The following is a 20,896-nucleotide window of genomic DNA, read 5'->3' on the forward strand; positions in this document are numbered from 1 at the left end:
TCATGCGCCGTGGCGGACCCGCCCCCGGGCCGCCACGCGCACTTCTCTCAGGCCGACTCCGCCGGTCCCTCTCAGGCCGATTCCACCGGGTCGCCCGCCCCTTTCGTCAGGGTCACCCCCGACCACGCCAGCGCGGCCCGCTCGGTGATCGCCTCCACTTCTGCCTTGGCCGCCGCCGAGATGGGGCCCGCGTTCGGCTCCTTGTACCAGGGGCGGAGCCGGATCAGTGCGGGCCGTACACCGGTGGCGAGCAGGAGCGCGGTGCCCTTGGGAAGCGCGCGGATCTTGTCGGGCGGCAGCACCTGTTCCTGCCGGTAGGAGACGGAGCGGGAGGAGCCGTCCTTGCTCCTGGAGACGCTGACGGTGCTCACGTCGTGCTGGCCGACCAGTTTGGAGATCTTCTCCACGAAGTCGGCGTCGTCCAGCCCCGCGCCCAGCAGCTTGACCGTGGCGGCGCTCCACAGTGCGTCCATGCCCGCGTCGCCCCAGACGCGCGCGCCCTGCCGGTAACTCTGAAGGAGCGTCACGACGTTGATGCCCCGGGAGCCGAAGTGGCTGTAGAGGTCGGGCAGATCGGAGATGCGGCAGACGTTCGCGGCCTCGTCGAGGACCGCCGTCATCGGCGGGTCCAGCCGGCCACCCATGCGCTCGGCGGCGACCACTCCCGCCCGCATCGTGGCGTCGGCGATTCCGGCGATCACCCCGGCCGCCGAGCCGCCGCCGTCCTTGGACAGCAGGTAGAGCGTGTCGCGGCCGAGTACGTGCTGCTCCGGACGGAACTGGGGGAGGTCGGGGTCGCGGGTCACCCAGGCGACGATCTCCGGGGCAAGGAGACAGGCGACGCACTGGCGCGCGGTCTCGTAGATGCCGTCGCGCGTCTCGACCGCACCGCGGACCGTGCCCTGCAACTGGTCGGCCATTGCCGCCATCCCGGCGTCCCTCAACAGGTCGATCGGCGTACGGTCCGCGGGGTCGGCGAGCCACGCGAGCAGGTCGATCACGGACGCCTTGCCGCGTGCCGCGGCGAGGAAGAGCGCGGTCAGGGTGTTCTGCGCGGCCGAGATCCAGAAGTCCTTCTGCGAGGCGTCGTCGTTGACGGAGGCCACGAAGTGTCCGGCCAGTCTGCGGGCGCCCTCGATGGTGACGCACTCGGCGAGCATGTCCCACCACATGCCGCGCGGGGTGTGGGCGATCCCCTGGGGGTCGAACGTCCACACCGTGCCGATCTTTGCCCGTTCGGCGCGCGTGACGGCGTACACATCGGACTTGTTGGAGGTCAGGAGCACCGCCCCGCGTGCCCGCAGCACGCGCGGGATGGCGATACCGGTGGACTTTCCGGCGCGCGGCGCCATGAGGTCCAGCTCCACGTCCTCGTACGAGGAACGCAGTTCGGGCCCGGACGGCTCCAGATCGCCGAGAAGATTGCCCGTCTCGTCCGGGTCCAGCTCCTCGACTCCCTTGAGCGAGGGGCGCAGTTCACGGGCGCGGGCAGCGATGCCCTTGGGCGCCATGGCCGCCAGTTCCCGTCGCCCGGCCAGGCCCTTGGGCCGGGAGCGCACTCCCCGTATCTTCGTCACGACCAGGGCCAACAGAAGCGCGACCACCGCGAACAGGGCGATCACGCCCCCGTACACCCCGTACGGAGAGGCGCCCGGCCAGATTCGGCCGGTGCCGTCGGTGATCAGGGTCGTGAAGGTCGACAGCGCGAACGGCGGCGGATTCCAGCCCGCACCCGTCGCCGCCGCGCCCAGGGTGCCGCCCAGCCAGGTCGCACCGAACAGCACCAGGTTCACCGCGGCGACGGCAACGATCGCCCAGGGGGCGAGATCGCTGCCGTTCACACCGCCGGACTTCCCGCTCACGCGGTCCACCTCCTGGAGGGATCGGACAGGTCCACGACGGGACGGGACAGGTCGACGGCGGGGCCGAGGTCTTCAAGGGCGGGACCGGGACCGGCGGCGAACGCGGCCGCCTGGGCTGCGGCATGCTCGGCCGCCCGTTCCTCGGCGTATCCGTTGGAGGTCCAGCGGGTGTTGGTGTTGTGCAGCTCCTGTTCGGTCTCGGTGATGGCGACCTTGATCGGGATACCGGGCCGCCCGCCGACCTTGATCAGGAACCGGCCGCGCCCCGGCGGCTCCTCGTTCTCCCCGGCGCTCGCCCAGCCGGGCGGCGAGGACCAGGACGAGACCAGTTCGATCTCCCGCCGGGACAGCCCCACGACCCTGCCCAGGTCCTCCATCTCGGCCTTCGGCAGGCCCGCGCACACCACCATGCCGGCGCGCTCGACGAAGCCCCGGGCCTTGGCCCGGTCCGAGTCGCTGCCCAGCGCCTCGGCGTCCTTCAGGGTGTGAGTGATCTTGGCGTCGCCCAGGCCGAGGGAGCGGTTCAAGCGGGTCAGGGCGTCGATGCGGTCGACGATGCCGGAGGCGGCACGCAGTGGCCGCCACAGCTCGTCGAGGACGGTGAAGAACCAGCGCCGCGGCGCGAGTCCGGCGTCCGCAAGCGCATGCGAGGCGGCGACCGTACCGAGCCCGTCCGACCAGGCCGCGAGCATCGCGGCCGCCGTCAGCTGGGTGTCGGCCTCGCCGATACGGGAGATGTCGATGCACACGGCAGGGGCATCGGGATTGATACGCGTCGAGGTCTCGGAGGCGAAAGTGCCGCCCAGCGGACCGTCGAGGATGCCCAGCAGCGAGCGGTGCAGCGGATCGACCGCGTCCCGGTACCGGGTGTCGTCGCCCCGGTCCAGGGTGACCGCGCGCACCCGGTCGGGCCCCTCGTCGATCACCCTGAGCAGATCGGGCAGCAATATGGTGCGGCCCTGCGGGGTGCGCTCGCGCAGATGGTGCAGACAGGCGGAGAGCACGGACTGTTCGTGGTCGTCCATCGGCCGCCCGCGCACGATCGTGATCAGCGCCGCCACCATGTTGAGCACGCGGCCGTGGGTCTCGGCCGCCAGCATGCGGCCCGCCTCGCCGCCGATGCGTGCGGCGGCGGCTCCCATGGCGCCGGGGTCCAGGACGTTGATGCCGCCGAGCCCGCGTCCGATGGAGATCACCTGGCCGCCCAGGGCCCGCACGGTGTCCGCGTAGTCCGGCTTGAGGTCGCCCAGCACCAGTGGCACCACATCCGTGGCGGCCAGTCCGATGAGCATCCGGTTGACCAGGGTCGACTTCCCCAGACCGGGCATGCCCAGCATGAAAAGGGACGGGTTGGAGATGTAACGGGCCCGGGTGAACCACGACAGCGGGTCACCGCACACCGTGGCGCCGGTGAACAGATGCTGCCCCAGCGGTACACCGGTCATGGGCGCCCCGGAGCCGGCCGCGAACGGCCACAGCCCGCACGCCTGCACGGTGGTGGCGCGCCACATGGTCGGCGGATCCATATAGCCGACCCGGCCGCCGCCGACGCCAGGCCAGCCGCGTGAGGGTACAAACGGTTCGCGCACCGGGGAACTGTCCTTGCCCCCGCCCTTGCTGCCCTTCGGGGTTTTCTTGCCGTTCTCCTTCCTGGTCTCTTTCCTGTTCTCCTTCTTGCTGCTCTTCCGGGTCTTCTTCCCGGTGTCGCCCTCCGTGTGCGCCTCTGTGAGGGTGATACCGCTCAGGGCGTTGGTGCTGCCGGACGCTCCCACCGGCCAGCCCGCGCCGAGGTCCAGTTCGCGCACCTGGGAACGGTTCTCGCTCACAGCGCCTCCTGGAGCTCGTGCGGGACCAGCGTCTGCTCCCACGGGAGGATTCCTGCGGGCAGGGTGCAGGTGAACGCCGCGGCCTGCATCCGGTCGGCCGGACGCATCGAAACGCGCGAGGCCGCGAGGAGGTTGCGTACGGTCACGCCCGCGTCGCCGAGTTGGTTGGCCTCGTCGACTGTGACGGTGAGCATCAGTGAGAACTCCACGAGCCCCGCGCCCGACGCCTCCTCAGCGGCTGTCTGCTCGGCGGCCCGCACTTCGGAAGCCGCTCGCGCCTGCACCATGCCGCGACCGGAGGTGGCCATGAACTGGGCGTTGCGGCGGTCCGCCTCGACGATGCGCGCCGAAGTCGCGGGGTCGATGGGCCGGTAGAGGAGAGCGACCCGCTTGCGGCGGGTCCCCGGGGCGGCCTCCAGCATGCCGCGCAGCACACTGGAGCGCACCGTCCCCCGCGGGGCGAGGGTGAGCATCCAGGTCCGGGAGACCCCGGAGTCGTGGTGGTACGCGTCGACCGTTTCGACGCATGAGGCCGGTCCCGCGTCCTCCCATTCCAGTCCGGTGCCGCCGTGCTGGGCCCGCGCGCTGAGGACGTCCGGCGCGACAGCCGGGTCGTAGGCCACCCGTACGACTTCGGCGATCCGTTCTGCGGACAGCGGGTACGCCGAGCCTCCGCCGGCCCCGACAAGTCCGCTGAGGAGCCCCGGAATACGGATCGCCAGGTCGGTGATCACGTCCTCGTGCTTGCGCTTCTGGCCGGGCGGGATGCCGTAGGTGAGGGTGATGTAGGTGTGCATCTCGGAGGAGGCCGAGGGGTAGCGCTGGACGACTTCCTCCATCACGGCGCGCGCCGCGGGCGGGGCACCAGGCGTGATCCGGGGCAGCACTTCGGTTGCCAGCCGGGTGCCCGGATCGGGAGCGGTCTCGATGATGATGGAGGCGCCGCGCAGTCCCGGTTCGTGGGACAGCCGGGCCAGCCACTCGCCCCACATCGCCACCCATACGTCCACCTGGTCGGGATCCACCAGGGAGCCACCGTCGGGTTCGCAGCCGAGGACGACGGTGTAGAGATTGCGGTTGGGGTGGTGCAGCACGCCGAAGGGACGGTCGTACGCGTCGCGGCCTTCGCTGGCGGCCACCCGGTTCAGCAGACCGGGCGGCCGGAACCGGCCGCCGGGGCGCTGTGACAACGGCCCCGAGACGTAAAGGTGCGCGCCCTTGGCCTTGCGGCGCCTCCAGCCGATGCGAAGGGTGATCAGCTGGTAGACGTTGCGCCCGTCCTGGGTCCGTATGGCCAGCGGGGTGAGCAGGAGGACGAGCGGGGCGAGCACCACCGCGGCGGCGACCAGCGAGGCCAGTGACGCGAGCAGCACCAGGACCAGCCCGCCGAACACTCCGACGGTGCCGACCAGACCGAGCGGGCCGAGCCCTGGTCTCCTGGGCCGGCGCCAGTTCCCGTAGGTGGGATGCGTAACGGCTTCCGTAGACATGGTTCTGCTTCCTTCCTTTCTCTGTTTGGTTTGTGGATTCGCTGCTGGAGCGCGGGCGTTGCCGAACTGCGGCAACGCGCCGGGGCCGGACGGGGGGTCGGGACAGCTGGAGAGACCCGACCCCCGGCCCAGCGGCAGTACGCGCCGGCGCAGCCGCCGCTACCTGTTGTGGCCCGCGTTCCCGTCGGCGCCTTCCACGGCGCCGGTGGCGATCTGTCCCACTCCCTTGGCGACTCCGACCGCCACGCCGATCGCGGCACCGGCGGGACCCGCGGCTGCCGCCGCTCCCGCAGCGCCGGCACCACCGGCTGCGCCCCCTGCCGCACCGCCGCCGGCTGCGCCGGCTGCCGCACCGCCTTGTTGACCGGCCGCTCCGGCTCCGCCTGCGGCACCGGACCCGCCGGACCCGCCGGAGGAACCGGAGGAACCGGAAGCACCCGCAGCACCCGAAGGCCCGGCGGCTCCGCCCTGGGCGCCGCCCGAGGAGCCGACCGATTTGGCTCCGGAAGCGACCGCGCCGCCGATGGTCGCCATCCCCTTCCCCACACCTCCGCTGCCGAGCCCTGCGGTCGCGGGCACGACGAGCTTGAGCAGGGCGGGCAGGGAGACCGCCGACAGAAGCATCACGCCGATGCCGGCGATGCGTTGGTGGATGTTGTTGTTGGCACCGTTCGAGATCATCGCCGAGCCGGCGTACATGACAAGGCCGGCCGCGGGTTTGTAGAGCAGCCAGGCGATCATCCAGCCGATGTGCTTGCGCCACCAGCCGTTGCCCCAGTCCGTCATGGACGCCGCCGCTGCCAGCGGCAGCGTGCCCAGCAGCACGATCATCACGCCGAGGCGGATGTAGAGCAGGATGGTGTGCAGGATGGCGGCGATGAGCAGGAGGAAGGCGAGGATGAGCAGCAGGAACGACGTGATGCCGTCGCCCTTCTGACAGCCGATCTGGGTGGTCAGCTGCTTGAAGGCACCCGCTTGGAAGAGGTGGTCGGCGTACCGGTCGGAGAGGTTCGCGAGAAGAGTCACCACCGTGGTCGCGGCGCCTGCCACCAGGATCACCCGGAGCAGTCCCTTGAGCGCGGTGGCCCCTGCCTCCCCGCGCCGTTCGAGAGCCATCCGGATGGCGGCAAAGATCAGCGAACCGACCGCCGTGTAGACGACGACCCACTGAGTCTGGGCGTTGACCTGCTGAGAGGTATCGGTCCCGGCGAGCGTGGGGATGGCGACGGTCAGCGCACCGAAGACCGCGATCGCGCCCGCGAGCACGGCGTTGGCGATGCCATTGACGATGGTGCCGATCGGGTCGCCGAGGAACGAGAAGAAGCCCACGATGGTGTCGATGACAGGGTTTCCTGTAGGGCAGTCCATGTCACGCCTTCCACATGATGAATCCGGCGTTTCCCGTCACCGTCGTCATCGACGTGTAGAGGGATCCGTTCGACCCGGGCTGCACCTTCCAGTCGCCGCCGTCCCACTTCATGGCGATGAAGGTCGATGCGTAGCCGCTCCCCGAACCGCTTTTGATGAGGATCTGCACCTTGGCGGCGTCCGGGGAGTACGAGTCCACCGCGAAGCCCGCGTAGGAGCTGACGGCATTCCCGTTCTGTGCCGACTCCGGGACGGTGGACCGCTGCGCAACGAAAATGTCCCGCCCGGCCCCGGCCACCACCTGCTGCTCCGTGACGGTGCGCCAGTCCCGTCCGCTCATATGGGTGGGAATGATGTGCGCGGCCATCACTGCGCCCATGGGTGTGTGGGCGAAGCACCACATGAGCGGACCGCTCGTCTGTAGCGGGCCCGCGGAGCGGGATGCAGGAACCTTCGCGGCGCCGAGCGGCCGCCACTCGATGTCGTCTGGTGACACCGTCGGCTTCGCGTCGTTGCTGTCGTCGGTGCGGCAGTTGTCCGGCCGCCCGTCACCGCGCTTTCCACCCTTCGAGGAGGAGGACAGCGGCCCGTTCCTTGCGGCGGCCCTGGCCCGGTCGGCCGGTTGGTCCTCGCCGGTCGTCAGCCAGGTGACCCCCGCCATGACGAGAGCGACGGCGAGAAAGGCCGCGGACAGGATCCATCCCTGCTGCTTCCAGAACGGTGAGTCCGCCCCGGCATTCCTCCGATTGCGTCCGAACACGATGTCCGACCTCTCTGGTCAGGCGAAGACGAAGGTGATCAGCGGGCCCGCGGTGGCGACCAGCACGCAGCCGCCCAGCACCATGCCGAGGCGGCCCATGTGCTCGGAACTCTCGCCGCGTTTCAGGGAGATGGCCATCATCGCGCCGGTGATCAGAACGCCCGCCACACCGGCGGCGGTGCCTGCCCATGCCGCTATGCCGAGGACCGTGTTCACCTTGCCGGTGAGCTCGCCGGGTGCATTGCGCCCCGGATTGGGCACTGCGGCAGCCTTGACCAGCAAAGGCGTGATCATGTTCATGGGAATCTCCTGCGAGGTCGTACGCCACTGACGCGTGGCTGAGGAAGGAAAGGGAAGGAAAGGGGTTCCGCAAGCTCCGGGAGACCGGCGCGGCCCGGTGGATCCGCGGCGACCGGAAGCGCGGTGCGGGTGGTACGGGCACTACGAACCGGACGGTTCCGGCGTGCCTGCCCCTGGAATGTCCGGCGGGACCGGCCGTTGCTCAGAGCCCGAGCGGGCCGAGAAAGTTCACGATCGGTCCCGCGGTGGTGGCCAGGACGCACGCGAGCAGGACGAAGAAAAAGCCTCGGAAGTGCTCTCCGCCCTCGCCCGGGTCACCGCGGCGGAGCTGGAGCGCCATCAACATGCCGACCGTGATCACACCGCCGACCCCGGCCGCCGAGGCGCACCAGGCGAGGATGCCGAGCAGCTGATCCGCTTCGGCGCCGGGCGCGAAGGTCGCGGCGAGCGTTACCGCCGTGTCTGCCATGTCCGTCACCGCCGCTCACCCGCCTCGGAAGGCCGGATCCCGGCCAGGGCACCCAGCCGGAAAACCTCCTTGGGCAAGTTCTTCGTCCGCTTGCCCATCCGCCAGGCGGGGATCCACGGGACGCGTCGCACCGGTGCGACGGAGCGCAGTATCCGGATCCGACGCGCGAGCGGGAAGGGAAGGCGTCCGGGGGCGTCTGCGACGAGTACCAGGGCCACCAGTTCCATGCCCTGGGGGTGTCGGCCCTCACGGAGAGCCCCCAGGGCCCGGGACGCCGCCCGCATCCCCTCGGCGTGCGTCCGCGCCACGAGCACCACCTTGGCGGGCTCGCCGCGGGACGCGTCGGGCCACCGGCATCCGATGTCGGTGCCGCCGAGTACCCTCGCGAGGCTGCTGGCGCCGGCACCGCCGTGCGCCGCGACCCAGGCAACGCCCTGGCCGGACAGCGCCCCTGGTTGCCGGATCCGGCCCGTGCCCTGCGGCTGCCGTGGCTGTTGCTGCTGAGGGTGCGGGTGCCCCCAGTGGGCCTCCCTCTGCTCCTCGGCGGGGACGGGCTTCATCACCATCGTCGGCCGGTCCAGGCCATCCGGCGGCTGTGTGTGGGGAGCCTGTCCCGCCACCTCCTGCGGTGCGCCTGTCGGCGCCGGAGCTATCTGCTGCCCGGCGGGCTGCTGGGCGGTCGGTCCCCGCACCCACATCTGCGGGCCGGAAGGCGCCGCTGAGGGGACGCTCATGCGCGTCCCACCCCCTCTCCTGATCGATACATGTGTTTGAACTGGTTCGCTCCGAGACCCGTTGCGTTCTTCGAGTCCGTCGTGATCCGTCAGACGCCACAACGGGAGCCCACCCCGCACCGGTTCACGACTTCGGCGACTCATTTCGAACAAGCGGCGACAAGCGAGAAGAAAGGGGAGAGCGTGATGCGCTCATGAGCAGTGGTGAAGGAGCCAGCGGTCAGCCCGACGGCTCCTCGGGAAACGCGGCCAAGATCGCACTGGGGGCGGCGGGCGGTCTCGGCTGTCTGATGTCGCCCGCCGTGCTGCTCGGCGGGGTCATCGTGATCATCATCATCGGCGGTTTCGGCGTGCTCCTCGCCCCGCTCATCGCTCTCATCCTGCTGTTCGGGGGCGGGGGCGGCGGCGAGAACCCGGCGGACGACGCCGACGAGGTCATCGAGGTGCTCCAGGGGGACGGAAAGGGTGAACTGGACCCCGCCCAGGTGCCGTCGGATCTGGTGGAGCCCATTAAGAACGCGGGCGCGATCTGCGACGTGATCGGTCCGATCGTGATCGCCGCCCAGATCGAGAAAGAGTCCAACTTCAACCCGACGCTGGTCGGCCCGGACGGCTCCCAGGGGATCTCCCAGCTGCCCCCGGCCGTGTTCACACAGTTCGGTAAGGACGACGACGACAACGACAAGGTGTCGGCCTTCGACGCACCCGACTCGATCATGGCCCAGGGCCGTTATCTGTGCTCCCTGGCCACGGAGGTCCAAGGGCTCGTGAACAGCGGCAAGGCGATCGGCAGCGTTCTCGACCTGACGCTCGTGGCGTACGACGCGGGCGTGGACGCCGTACGCCAGGCGGGAGGTATCCCGGCCACCAACCAGTCCCAGGGCTATGTCGTGGGCATCAGGGCGCTGTTCGCGAAGTACCAGGGTCTCGGCGCCCCTTCGCCGTCCTTCAGCCCCACCGGCAGCGCCGCCGCCACTCCGACCGGAGACGGAGGGCAGTAGCCGTGAGCCTCCGACGAAGCGGACCGCACCACCGGCCCCTTCCGCGTCATGGAGAGCGGCCGCCCGACGCCGGAGAGGCCGTCGAGCAGGGCCTGCGAGTGCTCGCCCTGTGGAAGCGGCTCATCGAGCGGGGCGGGACCACGCCGGCGGACATCGAGCTGTTCCGCCTGGTCGAACGGCACTTGGAAGCACTGTGCACCGGGCGATGTATGAGGCGTCAATCGGCTGTCAACGCGATGTGGAACCGCCCCCGCAAGACTCCCGGCAAGCGAGGGCAGCCGAGTCGGCCGCCCTCTCCGCTCTCGGCCCAGGGGGGTCGGATGACCGAGGGAGTGCGCAGTGAAGTGGTCCGTCATGGGATCTGCCGGCGCGGGGGACGAACAGGAACGAGCGCTGCGCGCGCTGTACGAGGAGCAGGCGGACCCGCTGTACACGTATGTGGTGCGTCTGCTCGGTGGGGACCGTTACCGGGCCGAGGACATCGTCCAGGAGACCCTGCTGCGATGCTGGAGAAGGCAGGACCTGGGTGTCGGTGGGCAGTTGCTGAGACCGTGGCTGTTCCGGGTGGCCCGCAATCTGGTCATCGACGGGCACCGCAGGCGGCTGGCACGTCCGCACGAGATCGACGGCGGCAACTGGCTGGCCGAACTGTCCGACGAGGCGGACGAGATCGAGGAACTGCTCTCCTCCGTCGTGGTCGGCGAAGCCTTGAAGGCGCTGGCCCCCGCACACCGCGAGGTGCTGTACGAGACGTACTTCGTCGGCAGGACGACCCAGGAGGCGGCCGTCGCTCTCGGCGTCCCGCAAGGCACCGTGAAATCCCGTGTCTTCTACGCCCTCCGGGCCCTGCGGCTGGCCCTGGAGGAACGCGGAGTCGCGGTGGGCGGGTCGAGGCCGGCACGCGCGGCACGGGCCTGAGCGGACCGGCGAGCCCGCCACAGGTCGGGTGTACCGCCGCGTCCCTACCGCTCCGGTCCGCCGACGGGCCGCGGCGGCTCCGTTGCGGGGGATCGCCCGGAATCCGCCCCGGCCACCGAGGGCTCCGCCTCGGGGCCCGGGCCGGCCATCGTCCCCTCCTCGTCGAGTCGGCGGAGGGAGTCGCGGACCCGCTCGGCTTCGAGGTGGTCCAATGCGTCCAGGATGGCCACGGCCTGCCGCCATGCCGCGCGGGCCCCATCCCGGTCTCCCGCCGCATGCCGGGTGCCGCCAAGATGCGCCAGCGTTTCCGCCTCCAGATAGCGGTCTCCGAGCAGCTGGTAGAGCTCAATCGCAGTCAGGAAGCAGTCGATGGCCTCGTTGTACTCCCCGAGATGGTGCAGGGCGTAACCGAGGCTGTCCTGCGCTGCGGCCTCCCCGTGGAGGTCGCCGAGTTCCACGTGCAGCGCGATGGCCTGCGCGCACTGGGTGAGCGCCTCCTTGTGGTCCCCGAGCAGGATGTACGTCCAGCCGACCTCGTTCAGGACGCTGGCCTCCCCGCTGCGGTGGCCGACTTTGCGGTACAGCGCGCGGGCCTGCCGGTAGTGGTCCAGCGCGTCGTGGTGGCGCTCGGCCCGGTTGGCCTGGAAGGCGAGGCAGCGGTGCGTCCGGGCCTCCCCGAAGGGATCGCCGAGCGCGCCGTACAGGTCCAGCGCGTTCCACATGTGACGGGTGGCGTCCTGGGCGCGGTCCAGCCGGAGGCAGGCAAAGCCGAGGGCACGTTCCGCGTGCGCCTGTCCGACCCGGTCCTGAACGCTCCGGGCTGCGGCCAGCGCGGCCCGCTGGATCAGGAACTGGTCGTGCCAATGGCCCAGCCGGTCGAAGAACAGGTCCAGGGCGAAGCCGAGCTGCCAGGCGTGTGCGGCGAAACCGGCCTCGGCGGCCCGCTCGACGACGGCGCGCAGCACTCGCCGCTCGGTGCCCAGCCATGCCATCGCCCGTTGGCGGTCGGGGAACGTCTCGGCACCGGAACCGGGTTCGGCCTTGGGCAGGGAGATCGTCTCGCGGTAGGGAGTGACCAGCGCGGAGACGCCGTGCGCGGTGTGGAGGTAGTGGTCGAGCATCCGCTGCAGAGACGCGTGCCGCTCGGCCTCGGTGTCGAGGGTGTCGGCGATTTCGGCGGCGTAGGCACGCAGCAAGTCGTGGAAGGTGTAGCGACCGGGGGCGCGTTGGGTGAGGAGGTGAGCGCGTGTCAGGTCGGCGAGGAGCGAGCGGGTCTCACGTGGCGGCAGTCCGGCGAGCGCGGCCGCGGCGCGTGTGGAGATGTCCGGTCCTGGGTGCAGCGCGAGCAGCCGGAACATCCTGGCCGCCGAGGGCGCCAGGGCGTGGTACGACCAGGAGAAGATGGCGCGGGCGTCGGTGGCCGCGTCGGTACCGGTGAATGCGTCCAGACTGCCGTGGCTCTCGCGCAGTTCGTCGGCGATGGCGTACAGCGGGAAGTCGGGGTAGGTGACGGCCCTGGCAGCCACGATGGCCAGCGCCAGCGGCAGCCGCCCGCAGAGCGCGACGATCTCGTCCACGGCTTCCGGCTCGGCCGCCGCCCTGACCTGCCCGATCCGCCGGGTCAGGAGTTCCCTGGCCTCCGCGGGGGAGAGCAGATCGAGGGTCACGGGGTGTGCGCCTCCGGTGGCGACCACGCCGGAAAGCTGATTACGGCTGGTGACGATGACCAGACAACCGGCTGTGCCGGGCAGCAGCGGCCGGACCTGCTCGGTGTCGCGCGCGTTGTCCAGGACGATCAGCACGCGGCGGCCGGCCAACAGACTGCGGTAGAGCGCTGCCTGCGCGTCGAGTCCGTCCGGAATGCGCTGCGGAGGGATGCCGAGGGCGTTGAGGAAGGCACGGATGGCCTCGGCGGGGTCCATGGCGGCGCCGCCGGGATCGAAGCCGCGGAGGTTGACGTAGAGCTGGCCGTCGGGGAAGCGGGGAGCGATCTCGTGGGCCCAGTGCACGGCCAGTGTCGTCTTGCCGATCCCGGCCATCCCGCCGATGGCGCTGATGACCACGGTGGACGGGAATTCGCCTTCCGGGAGGAGGGCACGGGTCCTGGTCAGTTCGGCGACGCGCCCGGTGAACGCAGGCAGATCGGCGGGCAGTTGGCAGGGCAGCGGCGCGAAGGCGGGGGAAGGGGCCGCCCCGGTGTCGGGAGCCGCACCGGAAGCAGGGGACGGGCCGGTGTCGGGAGCCGCACCGGATGTAGCCCGGTCCGCGTGTCCCGTTTCGCCCCCGTCCTCGCCGGTCCCGCGATCGTCACCAGCCGGTGCCATCATCCCCGCCGCATCGGACACGACCGCCGCAGTGGAGTTACCGGCACCAGGCGCCACCACCCCGCCCGGTCCGGTACTCGCACGGTCCGCGTCGGCGGCTTCGGGGCCGGCTGCAGCGTCAGCCGGGACCGGAGACCCGGCTCGGGCATCTCCGGAATGTCGGTTCCGCCATCCGTCCGCCCCCGCAGCCGTGCCGGGACCGGCATCCAAACCAGCACCGGCGGTCGCCTCCTCGGGCGCACGGGGGCCCACGGCAGGATCCCGGCCCCCGTGCCCGACAGGTACCGGCCCAGCCGATGTGACCAGGTCGGCGGCCGGGCGGCCGGACGCGGTCAGCACCGGGTCCGCGGCCAGCAGTCGCGCATGCGTCTCGCGCAGCGCGGGACCGGGTTCGATGCCGAGCTCCGCCACCAGTTTCCGCCGGGTGGTCCGGTACGCCTCCAGTGCCTCCGCCTGCCGTCCGCAGCGGTACAGGGCAAGCATCAGCAGCTCACACAGCCGCTCCCGCAGCGGATGATCGCCGCAGAGCGCCTTCAGTTCCGGCACCAGTTCGGAGTGGTGCCCCAGTTGGAGGTCCACCTCGATCCTGGTCTCCAGCGCGTTCAGCCGCCGTTCGGCCAGCCGGGACCGTTCGGCCTCGGCGAGCGGCCCGGGTATCCCGGCCAGCGGTGTGCCCGACCAGACGTCGAGAGCGATGTGCAGCAGTTCCCCGGCCTCCGGCAGATCGCCCGCGGCCCTCAGCTGCCTGGCCCGCGCCATTCGCTGCTCGAAGACACCCAGGTCAACGGCGGTCTGTGCAACGCGCAGCGCGTAGCCGTCGGCGACCGAGACCACCAGTCCCGGGCTCTGGCCCGGCACGCGGTCCGGTTCCAGGACCTTGCGCAGGCGTGAGACGTACGTACGCAGGACCGAGACCGCGCCCGGCGGCGAGTCCTCGCCCCACAGCGCGTCGACCAGTTCTCCGGCCGCGGCAGGGTGCCCTCGCCGCAGCAACAGCGTGACAAGCACCGCCTTCTGCTGGGGCGAACCGAGGCCCAGCTCCGCCGTGCCGCGCCACGCCCGCACGGGACCGAGGACGGAGAACCTCATATCATCAGGGGAACATAGGTTCACGTGTCGGACCCTAGCGGGTCGTCCATAACCGCAGGCCTTACCGACAGGAATCGGGCACGACCTCCAACAGGCCCCAATAACAGCACCGGGCCAGGCAGTTGCGGAATTCCGGAGCGCTGATCGGCGCAGCCGCCGAGGTCGGGCCGGGCGGCCTGCGGGGAGCTGCGAACGCGGGGACGGCTGGAAGGCGACCGAAAGCGACCGGAAGGCGACCGAAAACGACCGGAAGGCCACCGGTGGCAGACCCGGCGATGTGCGCGACCTCTGTCTGACACGGTCCCGGCAGCAACACCCTCTGTCGGTCGCGACCGGACAACTGCGCGGCGCGCCGAACCTCTTCGCCGGTGAACCGACGCCGCCGCGAATCCGTCGAGGGCATGAAGGCACCCCCGGTTCACGCCTTGCGAAGGGACAGTCATGACACTTTCCGATCCCGCCGTTGCTCTTTCCCCCTTCGACGTGTACGTCTCCGATGAGGGCTCAGCCGTCGTCAACGGCGAACGAGTCGCGGTGACCGAGGGGCAGAGCGTCCACGAAGCGATTCTCGATCTCCTGCAGAGTCATGCGCGCACCCGGCAGGGGCCGGTGCAGGCGACGGTCTTCGACCGCCCGGATGCCCGCACCTTCCGTATCGAGGTGGCGCCCGACGGATCCAGCCGCATTCCCGGACCGGCCGAGGACGAGGCCGCAACCACCGGGGCCGGCGACCGGGCGGATCGCCACCACGCCGACGCGGGTGCCGCGCTGGACACCGCCGTGGAAACCCCTGTACCTGCCTCGCTCGCCGACCGGCTGCGTCGCATCGAAGAAGCCGTCGCGGAGGGGGAAACGGACCACGCGTCAGTCCTCGCCGCCGCGCTGCGCGAGCACCTCACCAGCAGTCATGGCGCCGATCATCCCCACTCTGTGGAGGCCCGGGCGATGGAGGCGTACGTCGCGCACCTCGGCGGCGACCACCGGCTGGCCACCGTGCTGTCCATGGGAGTCGCACGGATCCGCTGCGGACTGGGCGACACGCGCGCCCGGGACGATGTGATGAGGGCTACGGCCGCGTGGCAGCGGCTGCACGACGACCGGGCCGCCGCGGCGCACGGCCGCGAACTACTGCACCTGTGGACCTACATCGAGGACAGAGGCCTGATGACGCCCGCGTACACCGAGGCTATGCAGCAGGTGCAACGCCGCCTCGTGACGTTGGGCGCGGTAGTGGCACAGGAGGTGGACGCCCCCGCTTCCACGCATTCCACGTATCAGTGGGCGGGCGGTCAGGAGCGCCTCTGAGTACTGTGCCGCAGGGCCCGGGACGAACGAGTGGTCCTCCCATGGGGACGCCCTGCGCCCTGTGAGGCTTGACTCATCATGTCCAGACAACCGCCTTGAATATCCTGATATATGTCGCTGGAGAGGCTCGCTCTATTGGCCGGATACCCGAATCGCCGAACGTAACCCTCCGCACTCTCTGGTCCAGGCCTATACGGTCGACCGGTAGAAACGCTTCTTGAGGGGCGGGAACACCGATGAGATCAACGGGCGTTGCCGAGCTGCGGTTCACGGTTCTGGGGCCGATACAGGCGTGGCGCGGCGACAGGGAAGTGCCGCTCGGGTCGCCGCAGCAGCGGGCCGTACTGGCGACACTGCTGCTCAAGCAGGGACGGCCCGCCACCGTCGAAGAACTCGTCGACGCCGTCTGGGACGAGGATCCGCCGTCCGGAGCCGTCTCGGTGCTGCGGACCTACATCTCGCGGTTGCGTGGTGTACTCGAACCGGACCGGGAGAAGAACCAAGCTCCCCGTGTTCTGGTGTCGGTCGCAAACGGATATGCCATCCGCCTGCACGACGGGTCAATGGATCTCACCGAATTCGAGCACCACCTGCACGAAGCCCGAGAGCTGAGCGCCAACGGTGCCACCCCTGCGGCCAGAGACCTGCTGCGTACGGCCCTGGACCGCTGGAAAGGCGTCCCACTGGCCGGAGTTCCCGGTCCCTTCGCCGACGCACAACGATCCCGGCTGGCCGAGCTGCGGTTGAGCGCGACGGAGACCCGAGTGGACCTGGATCTGGAACTCGGGGGTCACCGGGACGTCGTATCCGAGCTGATCACACTCACCGCGGCGCATCCGCTGAGAGAGCGGTTACGTCTGCTGCTGATGCTTGCGCTGTACCGCTGCGACAGACAGGCGGAAGCACTCGGGGTCTACCACGACACGAGACACACGCTGATCGAGCAGCTCGGCATCGAACCGGGTCCCGCACTACGGGAGTTGCACGGACTCGTGCTGGCGGCAGACCCGTCCCTCTCGGCGCCACCGGCCGAGCCCACGCCTCGGACATCGGCGGTGAGGCCCGCCCAACTGCCCTCCGACCTTGCCGACTTCACCGGCCGTGAGGTGGAGACGGCCAGACTGAGCGCGGTCCTGCTGGAAGACCCCGGGACGGCCGTCCCGGTCGCCGTCCTCACCGGCATGGGCGGAGCAGGCAAGACCACACTGGCCGTGCACGTGGCCCACAAGTTGAGCGACGACTTCCCCGACGGGCAGCTGTATGCGGACCTCCGCGGCGTCGACGGAACACCGGCCGACCCGGCAGCCGTGCTGGGGGGATTCCTGCGAGCCCTGGGGGAGAAGGACCAGGGAATGCCGGAGAGCCTGGTGGAACGGGCGGCACTCTACCGCTCGATCCTGGCCGGGCGGCGGGTTCTGGTGGTGATCGACAACGCCCACGACACGGAGCAGGTCCGCCCGCTCGTCCCCGGCTCGGGCAGCTGCGCCGCCATCGTGACGAGCCGGTCCAGGCTCGCCGCGCTTCCGGCCACCGGACGTGTATCAGTGGAAGTCCTCCGGCCGCGGGTGGCAGCGGCCCTGTTCGCCCGTATCGTGAGCGGGCCCCGGACCGCGGCCGAGCGCCTGGCGATCCTGCGCGTTGTCGACCTGTGCGGCGGGCTTCCGCTGGCCGTACGGATCGTCGCCTCCCGGCTCGCGGTCAGGCCGGAGTGGAGCATCACGGAAACGCTCGACCAGCTCAAGGACGAGCGGCAGCGCCTGGGCGAGCTGCGGATCGAGGGCCTGGCCGTCGAAGCCTGCTTCCGGCACGGCTACGGCCAACTCGACGAGGAACAGGCGCGAGCGTTCCGCCTGTTGGCCTTGCCTGCGCCGAACACCTTCGGCCTGGTCGACGCGGCGGCCGTTCTCGATCTGCCCCCGGAGCGGACCGAGCCCCTGCTCGAATCGCTGGTCGATGTCGGCATGCTGGAATCACCGACCCGAAGACGCTACCGGTACCACGATCTGCTGCGGCTGTTCGCCCGGCAGCGCGCCCAGGAGGAGGAGTCGGCGGCCACTCGCGCCGCGGCGCTCACGCGTCTGCTGGACCTGCTGGTGGCCACGGCCCGCAACGCGTACTGCCTGATCCGCCCGGGACACACCATCCCTGTGTCGCTCGTGCCCACCGAGCACCGGGGGGTGACCTTTGCCGATGCGGAGGAGGCATGCGCCTGGGGTGCCCGGGAACTGACCGCGGCGCTGGAAGTGGTGGAGCAGGTTGCCCACACGGACACGGCGGGCGCGGCCGATCTGATACTGGCGCTCGATCCAGTGCTGATGGCCGAGCACCGTTGGGGGGATGTCATCCCCGTCGCACGCACAGTGGCGGCCGTGGCCCGCCGTACGGGTGACCGTCGCGCCGAGAGGCGCGTCTCGTACATGCTCGGGGGCGCGCTGATCTGGGTGGACGACAGCGCAGGCGCACGGGACGTGACCAGCCGCGCAGTCGACCTTTCGGTCGGCACCAGCGACCACACGGTTCACGCCATGGCTCTGAACGTCTACGCGATCCTGCACGGCCATGCCGGACGCGGACGCGAAGCCGTGGAGCTGGGCGGTCGCGCCGTCACCATCGCCCGCGCCATAGGAGACCGATCGGTCGAGGCACTCGCGCTGGGCAACATCATCCAGGCACGACTGGAGCTCGGAGAATCGGACAGGTCGCTGCTCGGGGACGCCAAACGGCAGTTGGGCTTGTACGAGAGCCTCGACGATCAGCACGGCAGAGTACTGGCTCTGTACCGGCTCGCGCAGGTAGTGCGCAGGCTGGGCTGGCCGGAGGAGGCTCTGCGCAGACACCAGGAAATTCTTGAGAACCTCGGCGCCGACGGACAGCGCTTCATACAGGCCGCCACCTTGATCAGGGGCGCTGAAACCTACCTGGACCTGGGCCAGCCCGAGTCGGCCGCCCGTTTTGCCGAGCGGGGTATCGCGCTGAGCCGGGAGCTGTCGTACTACCGTCTTGAGGTCATCGGCGCGCGGACGCTCGGCGACGCGCTGATCCGGATGGGACATCAGTCCTGGGCGCGTGCCTGCTGGCAACAGGCACACGACATCTGTATCCGACTGGACATGGCCGACGAGGACGAGGCCGAACGGCTCCGGCACAGGCTCCTCACGGAGCCCGCTCGCTCGGCCTGAACCTCTCGCCGCCGTTCGGCGATGGTGTCCGCCTTTCTGAACCATCTGTAGCGATGCGCCCGTTGTAGGGGCGGCAGGCGATTGGCTCTCCTGCCTCTGTCTGCGGTGCCGCCTGGCGGCACGGCATCCGTGACCCCGAATGCATGACAGAGCATCAGTCAAGATGAGGCGGAGCATGCCCGGAAACCGAACCCGGACGACAGCGGCCGCGGCCCTGGTCTGTGTGGTGACCTTGACCGCGCAGGGGGCGGCATTCGCGTTTCCCACGGAACCGCACCCGGACCGGCCCGCGTCCCTGGCCGAGGTGCGCGAGGAACTGGACCGTCTCTACCACGACGCGGAGGTCGCCACGGATGCGTACAACGCCGCGAAGGAGAAGGCAGACGAACAGTCCACGCGCGTGACCGCGCTCGCCAGGGATGTCGCGGAGGGCAAGAAGAAGCTGGAGACGCTGAAGTTACACGCGGGCGCGGCGGCTCGCCTCCAGTACCGCGACGGCGGTCTGCCGCCCGAGGTCAATCTGTTCCTGAGCGACGATCCCACGCAGGATCTGAACAACGTCAGTCTGGCCCACCAGGTCCAGCAGGGTACGAAGAACCTGCTGGTCGCGCTGACGACAACACAGAAAGACCTGCGGGAAAAGGCGAAGGAGGCCTCGGACCAGTTGCAGAAGCTGGAGGCCAGCCGCAAGGCCAGGGCGAATGCCCAGGCGAAGATCGAAGAACGTATCTCCGCTGCGGAAAAACTCGAATCGAAGCTGAAGAAGGATGAGCTGGACCGGCTCCTGGCGATGGAACAGAAAGCCGGGGCCGAAGCACAATCGGCGTGGTTGAGCTCCGGTGTCCTCAAGGACATCAAGTCAAAGGCGAGCGCGCAGGGTGAGAAAGCCCTCGCATACGCGATCCTGCAGATCGGCAAGCCTTACGAGTGGGGCGCCGAGGGACCGAATTCGTACGACTGCTCCGGACTCACGTCACAGGCCTGGGCCGCCGCGAAACGCCCCATCCCGCGCACGTCGCAGGAACAATGGCGGCAGCTTGCACGCATCGACATCAAGGACATGCGCCCCGGCGATCTGATCATTTACCACAAGGACGCCAGCCACGTGGGCATGTACGTCGGCCACGGCAAGATCGTGCACGCACCCCGGCCCGGGCGGAACGTCACCGTCGCCGATGCCGGCTCGATGGTCATCCTCGGAGTGGTACGTCCCGACATATGACGGATTCGCGCTGTCACCGCCTGCCGGAATCAGCCGCCCGGACCGAGACTTTCCATGAACCGGACCGGCCGGGCCGCCATCCGTCCGGCTCTGCGGGTCAAGCCGCCGGCCGTCCTTCGGGACGCTCAGGGCGTCGGGATGCCGCCGGGGCGGGCCGGGCGGCCGAAGCGGACCGGGACGCCCGGTGAATAGAGCACACTGACCGGCTCTCCCGTTGGTTCGGGCAGTCCCGCCACCGCCACCAGGTTCTCGTCGCACTCGAGGAGATCGGCACGGTGCAGGGGCCAGCGCGGATGCGTGTTCGGCAGATACACCGCGCGCCCGAAGAAGGTGTTGTGCATGCCCCAGCGGGCGGTCAGGAAGTGTTCGAGCTCGCTGGGAGCCTCGACCCGCTCACCGACCCGAAGAACGATCCGGCTGTGTGCGCCGCGCGGACCCGGCCATCGTCGCTTGCTGGTGTACGTGAGTGTGTCACCGTCGCGCCGAATCGCCATGCGGGACCAGAGGTACGGCAGCCGGAACACCGTTCGTGCGACCGCCACCGGGATCAGCCGGGAGGCATCGAGCGATCGGAAGACCACCCCGCGCCGCCCGTGATCGTCCCGTGAGTAGAGACGGACATTGGTCTCGGGGAAAGTGCCCAGGTAGGGGACGCCGGGGAGCCGGAACCACCCCACCCGGTGCATCCGGAAGGCGACGAGCCCGACGTAGGTGACTCCGTGGAGGGAGTCGGGAACGGTCCCGGTCGGCAGCAGGGGTGCTACCTCGGCCGGATCGGCCGCCCAGTGCAGGAAGGCCAGGTCCAGCCAGGACTGGGTCATCAGCGGGCTGACGTAGGGGTGGGGCGAGTCGGCCGTAATGGACTGCGGAACACGGGGCGTGTACGTCACCCTTTCAGCATCGCAGATTCCGCTCGGCGGTCGGCGGGGGAGGGTTCGCATCAAGGACAGCGAGGCGGGTGCCGGGACCGCAGTACGGGCATCACCGGTGTGCGGTCCGGGACGGCCGGCGCCCCTCGGGGCGTCCTCGGCGAACGGACCCCGGCGCCC

The 20,896-nt window shown here is 70.1% G+C and carries 15 protein-coding genes and 2 pseudogenes; 5 read left to right on the plus strand and 12 right to left on the minus strand.

Annotated elements, in window-relative coordinates; all coding sequences use genetic code 11:
- Positions 1-71: 71 nt before the first annotated feature.
- The 8 genes from ACQEVG_RS17350 to ACQEVG_RS17385 all read right to left on the minus strand — a co-directional run bounded on the left by ACQEVG_RS17350 (position 72) and on the right by ACQEVG_RS17385 (position 8,809).
- Complete coding sequence (locus tag ACQEVG_RS17350) at positions 72-1,862, minus strand: type IV secretory system conjugative DNA transfer family protein (protein WP_432984088.1); 1,791 nt, start codon at positions 1,860-1,862, stop codon at positions 72-74.
- A complete protein-coding gene (locus ACQEVG_RS17355) occupies positions 1,859-3,388 on the minus strand; it encodes an ATP/GTP-binding protein (RefSeq protein WP_432985425.1) in 1,530 nt (509 codons plus the stop codon). Before ACQEVG_RS17355 ends, ACQEVG_RS17350 begins: the two co-directional genes overlap by 4 nt.
- A 296-nt stretch (positions 3,389-3,684) precedes the next feature.
- Positions 3,685-5,178, minus strand: a complete 1,494-nt coding sequence (locus ACQEVG_RS17360; RefSeq protein WP_432984091.1) for an SCO6880 family protein — start codon at positions 5,176-5,178, stop codon at positions 3,685-3,687.
- A gap of 159 nt (positions 5,179-5,337) precedes the next feature.
- Complete coding sequence (locus ACQEVG_RS17365) at positions 5,338-6,546, minus strand: hypothetical protein (RefSeq protein WP_432984094.1); 1,209 nt, start codon at positions 6,544-6,546, stop codon at positions 5,338-5,340.
- A gap of 1 nt (position 6,547) precedes the next feature.
- Positions 6,548-7,306, minus strand: coding sequence for a hypothetical protein (locus ACQEVG_RS17370; protein WP_432984097.1), 759 nt, complete (start codon positions 7,304-7,306; stop codon positions 6,548-6,550).
- A gap of 18 nt (positions 7,307-7,324) precedes the next feature.
- A complete protein-coding gene (locus ACQEVG_RS17375) occupies positions 7,325-7,600 on the minus strand; it encodes a hypothetical protein (RefSeq protein ID WP_432985428.1) in 276 nt (91 codons plus the stop codon).
- A 208-nt stretch (positions 7,601-7,808) separates the two neighbouring features.
- Positions 7,809-8,075: a hypothetical protein gene (locus ACQEVG_RS17380; RefSeq protein ID WP_432984100.1), complete on the minus strand. Its 267-nt coding sequence runs from the start codon at positions 8,073-8,075 to the stop codon at positions 7,809-7,811.
- A 5-nt stretch (positions 8,076-8,080) separates the two neighbouring features.
- Positions 8,081-8,809, minus strand: a complete 729-nt coding sequence (locus ACQEVG_RS17385; protein ID WP_432984103.1) for a DUF6668 family protein — start codon at positions 8,807-8,809, stop codon at positions 8,081-8,083.
- Between the two features lie 194 nt (positions 8,810-9,003).
- On the opposite strand from ACQEVG_RS17385, the gene ACQEVG_RS17390 reads away from it, so the two are divergent.
- Together ACQEVG_RS17390 and ACQEVG_RS17395 are read left to right on the plus strand one after the other, a co-directional pair.
- Positions 9,004-9,810 (plus strand): lytic transglycosylase domain-containing protein, encoded by an 807-nt coding sequence (locus ACQEVG_RS17390; protein ID WP_432984106.1) that lies wholly within the window; start codon positions 9,004-9,006, stop codon positions 9,808-9,810.
- 339 nt (positions 9,811-10,149) lie between these two features.
- Positions 10,150-10,728 carry a sigma-70 family RNA polymerase sigma factor gene (locus ACQEVG_RS17395; protein ID WP_432984109.1) on the plus strand — a complete coding sequence of 193 codons (579 nt, stop codon included), beginning with the start codon at positions 10,150-10,152 and terminating at the stop codon, positions 10,726-10,728.
- Between the two features lie 44 nt (positions 10,729-10,772).
- On the opposite strand, the gene ACQEVG_RS17400 is transcribed toward ACQEVG_RS17395, so the two are convergent.
- The 3 genes and pseudogenes from ACQEVG_RS17400 to ACQEVG_RS17410 all read right to left on the minus strand — a co-directional run.
- Positions 10,773-13,055 (minus strand): ATP-binding protein, encoded by a 2,283-nt coding sequence (locus tag ACQEVG_RS17400; protein ID WP_432985431.1) that lies wholly within the window; start codon positions 13,053-13,055, stop codon positions 10,773-10,775.
- Positions 13,056-13,346: 291 nt separating this feature from the next.
- A pseudogene (locus ACQEVG_RS17405) lies at positions 13,347-13,910 on the minus strand (AfsR/SARP family transcriptional regulator); the annotation flags it as partial.
- Between the two features lie 6 nt (positions 13,911-13,916).
- Positions 13,917-14,141, minus strand: a pseudogene (locus ACQEVG_RS17410) (AfsR/SARP family transcriptional regulator); the annotation flags it as partial.
- A gap of 441 nt (positions 14,142-14,582) precedes the next feature.
- On the opposite strand from ACQEVG_RS17410, the gene ACQEVG_RS17415 reads away from it, so the two are divergent.
- The 3 genes from ACQEVG_RS17415 (at position 14,583) to ACQEVG_RS17425 (ending at position 19,847) form a co-directional block, all read left to right on the plus strand.
- Positions 14,583-15,446 (plus strand): hypothetical protein, encoded by an 864-nt coding sequence (locus tag ACQEVG_RS17415; protein WP_432984112.1) that lies wholly within the window; start codon positions 14,583-14,585, stop codon positions 15,444-15,446.
- 236 nt (positions 15,447-15,682) lie between these two features.
- Positions 15,683-18,625: an AfsR/SARP family transcriptional regulator gene (locus ACQEVG_RS17420; protein WP_432984115.1), complete on the plus strand. Its 2,943-nt coding sequence runs from the start codon at positions 15,683-15,685 to the stop codon at positions 18,623-18,625.
- Between the two features lie 175 nt (positions 18,626-18,800).
- Complete coding sequence (locus tag ACQEVG_RS17425) at positions 18,801-19,847, plus strand: NlpC/P60 family protein (RefSeq protein ID WP_432984118.1); 1,047 nt, start codon at positions 18,801-18,803, stop codon at positions 19,845-19,847.
- A gap of 125 nt (positions 19,848-19,972) precedes the next feature.
- On the opposite strand, the gene ACQEVG_RS17430 is transcribed toward ACQEVG_RS17425, so the two are convergent.
- Positions 19,973-20,668, minus strand: coding sequence for a YqjF family protein (locus tag ACQEVG_RS17430; protein WP_432985434.1), 696 nt, complete (start codon positions 20,666-20,668; stop codon positions 19,973-19,975).
- Positions 20,669-20,896 lie beyond the last annotated feature (228 nt).

Origin of the sequence: Streptomyces sp. CA-135486, assembly GCF_050936555.1 — a bacterium.
In the GTDB taxonomy this organism is placed as follows: Bacteria; Actinomycetota; Actinomycetes; order Streptomycetales; family Streptomycetaceae; genus Streptomyces.

Coding starts and splice junctions, on each gene's coding strand:
- ACQEVG_RS17360 (WP_432984091.1), bottom strand. CDS start 5,178: ATGTCTACGGAAGCCGTTACGCATCCCACCTACGGGAACTGGCGCCGG.
- ACQEVG_RS17400 (WP_432985431.1), bottom strand. CDS start 13,055: ATGATGGCACCGGCTGGTGACGATCGCGGGACCGGCGAGGACGGGGGC.
- ACQEVG_RS17430 (WP_432985434.1), bottom strand. CDS start 20,668: ATGACCCAGTCCTGGCTGGACCTGGCCTTCCTGCACTGGGCGGCCGAT.
- ACQEVG_RS17390 (WP_432984106.1), top strand. CDS start 9,004: ATGAGCAGTGGTGAAGGAGCCAGCGGTCAGCCCGACGGCTCCTCGGGA.
- ACQEVG_RS17365 (WP_432984094.1), bottom strand. CDS start 6,546: ATGGACTGCCCTACAGGAAACCCTGTCATCGACACCATCGTGGGCTTC.
- ACQEVG_RS17380 (WP_432984100.1), bottom strand. CDS start 8,075: ATGGCAGACACGGCGGTAACGCTCGCCGCGACCTTCGCGCCCGGCGCC.
- ACQEVG_RS17385 (WP_432984103.1), bottom strand. CDS start 8,809: ATGAGCGTCCCCTCAGCGGCGCCTTCCGGCCCGCAGATGTGGGTGCGG.
- ACQEVG_RS17420 (WP_432984115.1), top strand. CDS start 15,683: ATGAGATCAACGGGCGTTGCCGAGCTGCGGTTCACGGTTCTGGGGCCG.
- ACQEVG_RS17425 (WP_432984118.1), top strand. CDS start 18,801: ATGCCCGGAAACCGAACCCGGACGACAGCGGCCGCGGCCCTGGTCTGT.
- ACQEVG_RS17375 (WP_432985428.1), bottom strand. CDS start 7,600: ATGATCACGCCTTTGCTGGTCAAGGCTGCCGCAGTGCCCAATCCGGGG.
- ACQEVG_RS17415 (WP_432984112.1), top strand. CDS start 14,583: ATGACACTTTCCGATCCCGCCGTTGCTCTTTCCCCCTTCGACGTGTAC.
- ACQEVG_RS17355 (WP_432985425.1), bottom strand. CDS start 3,388: ATGGATCCGCCGACCATGTGGCGCGCCACCACCGTGCAGGCGTGCGGG.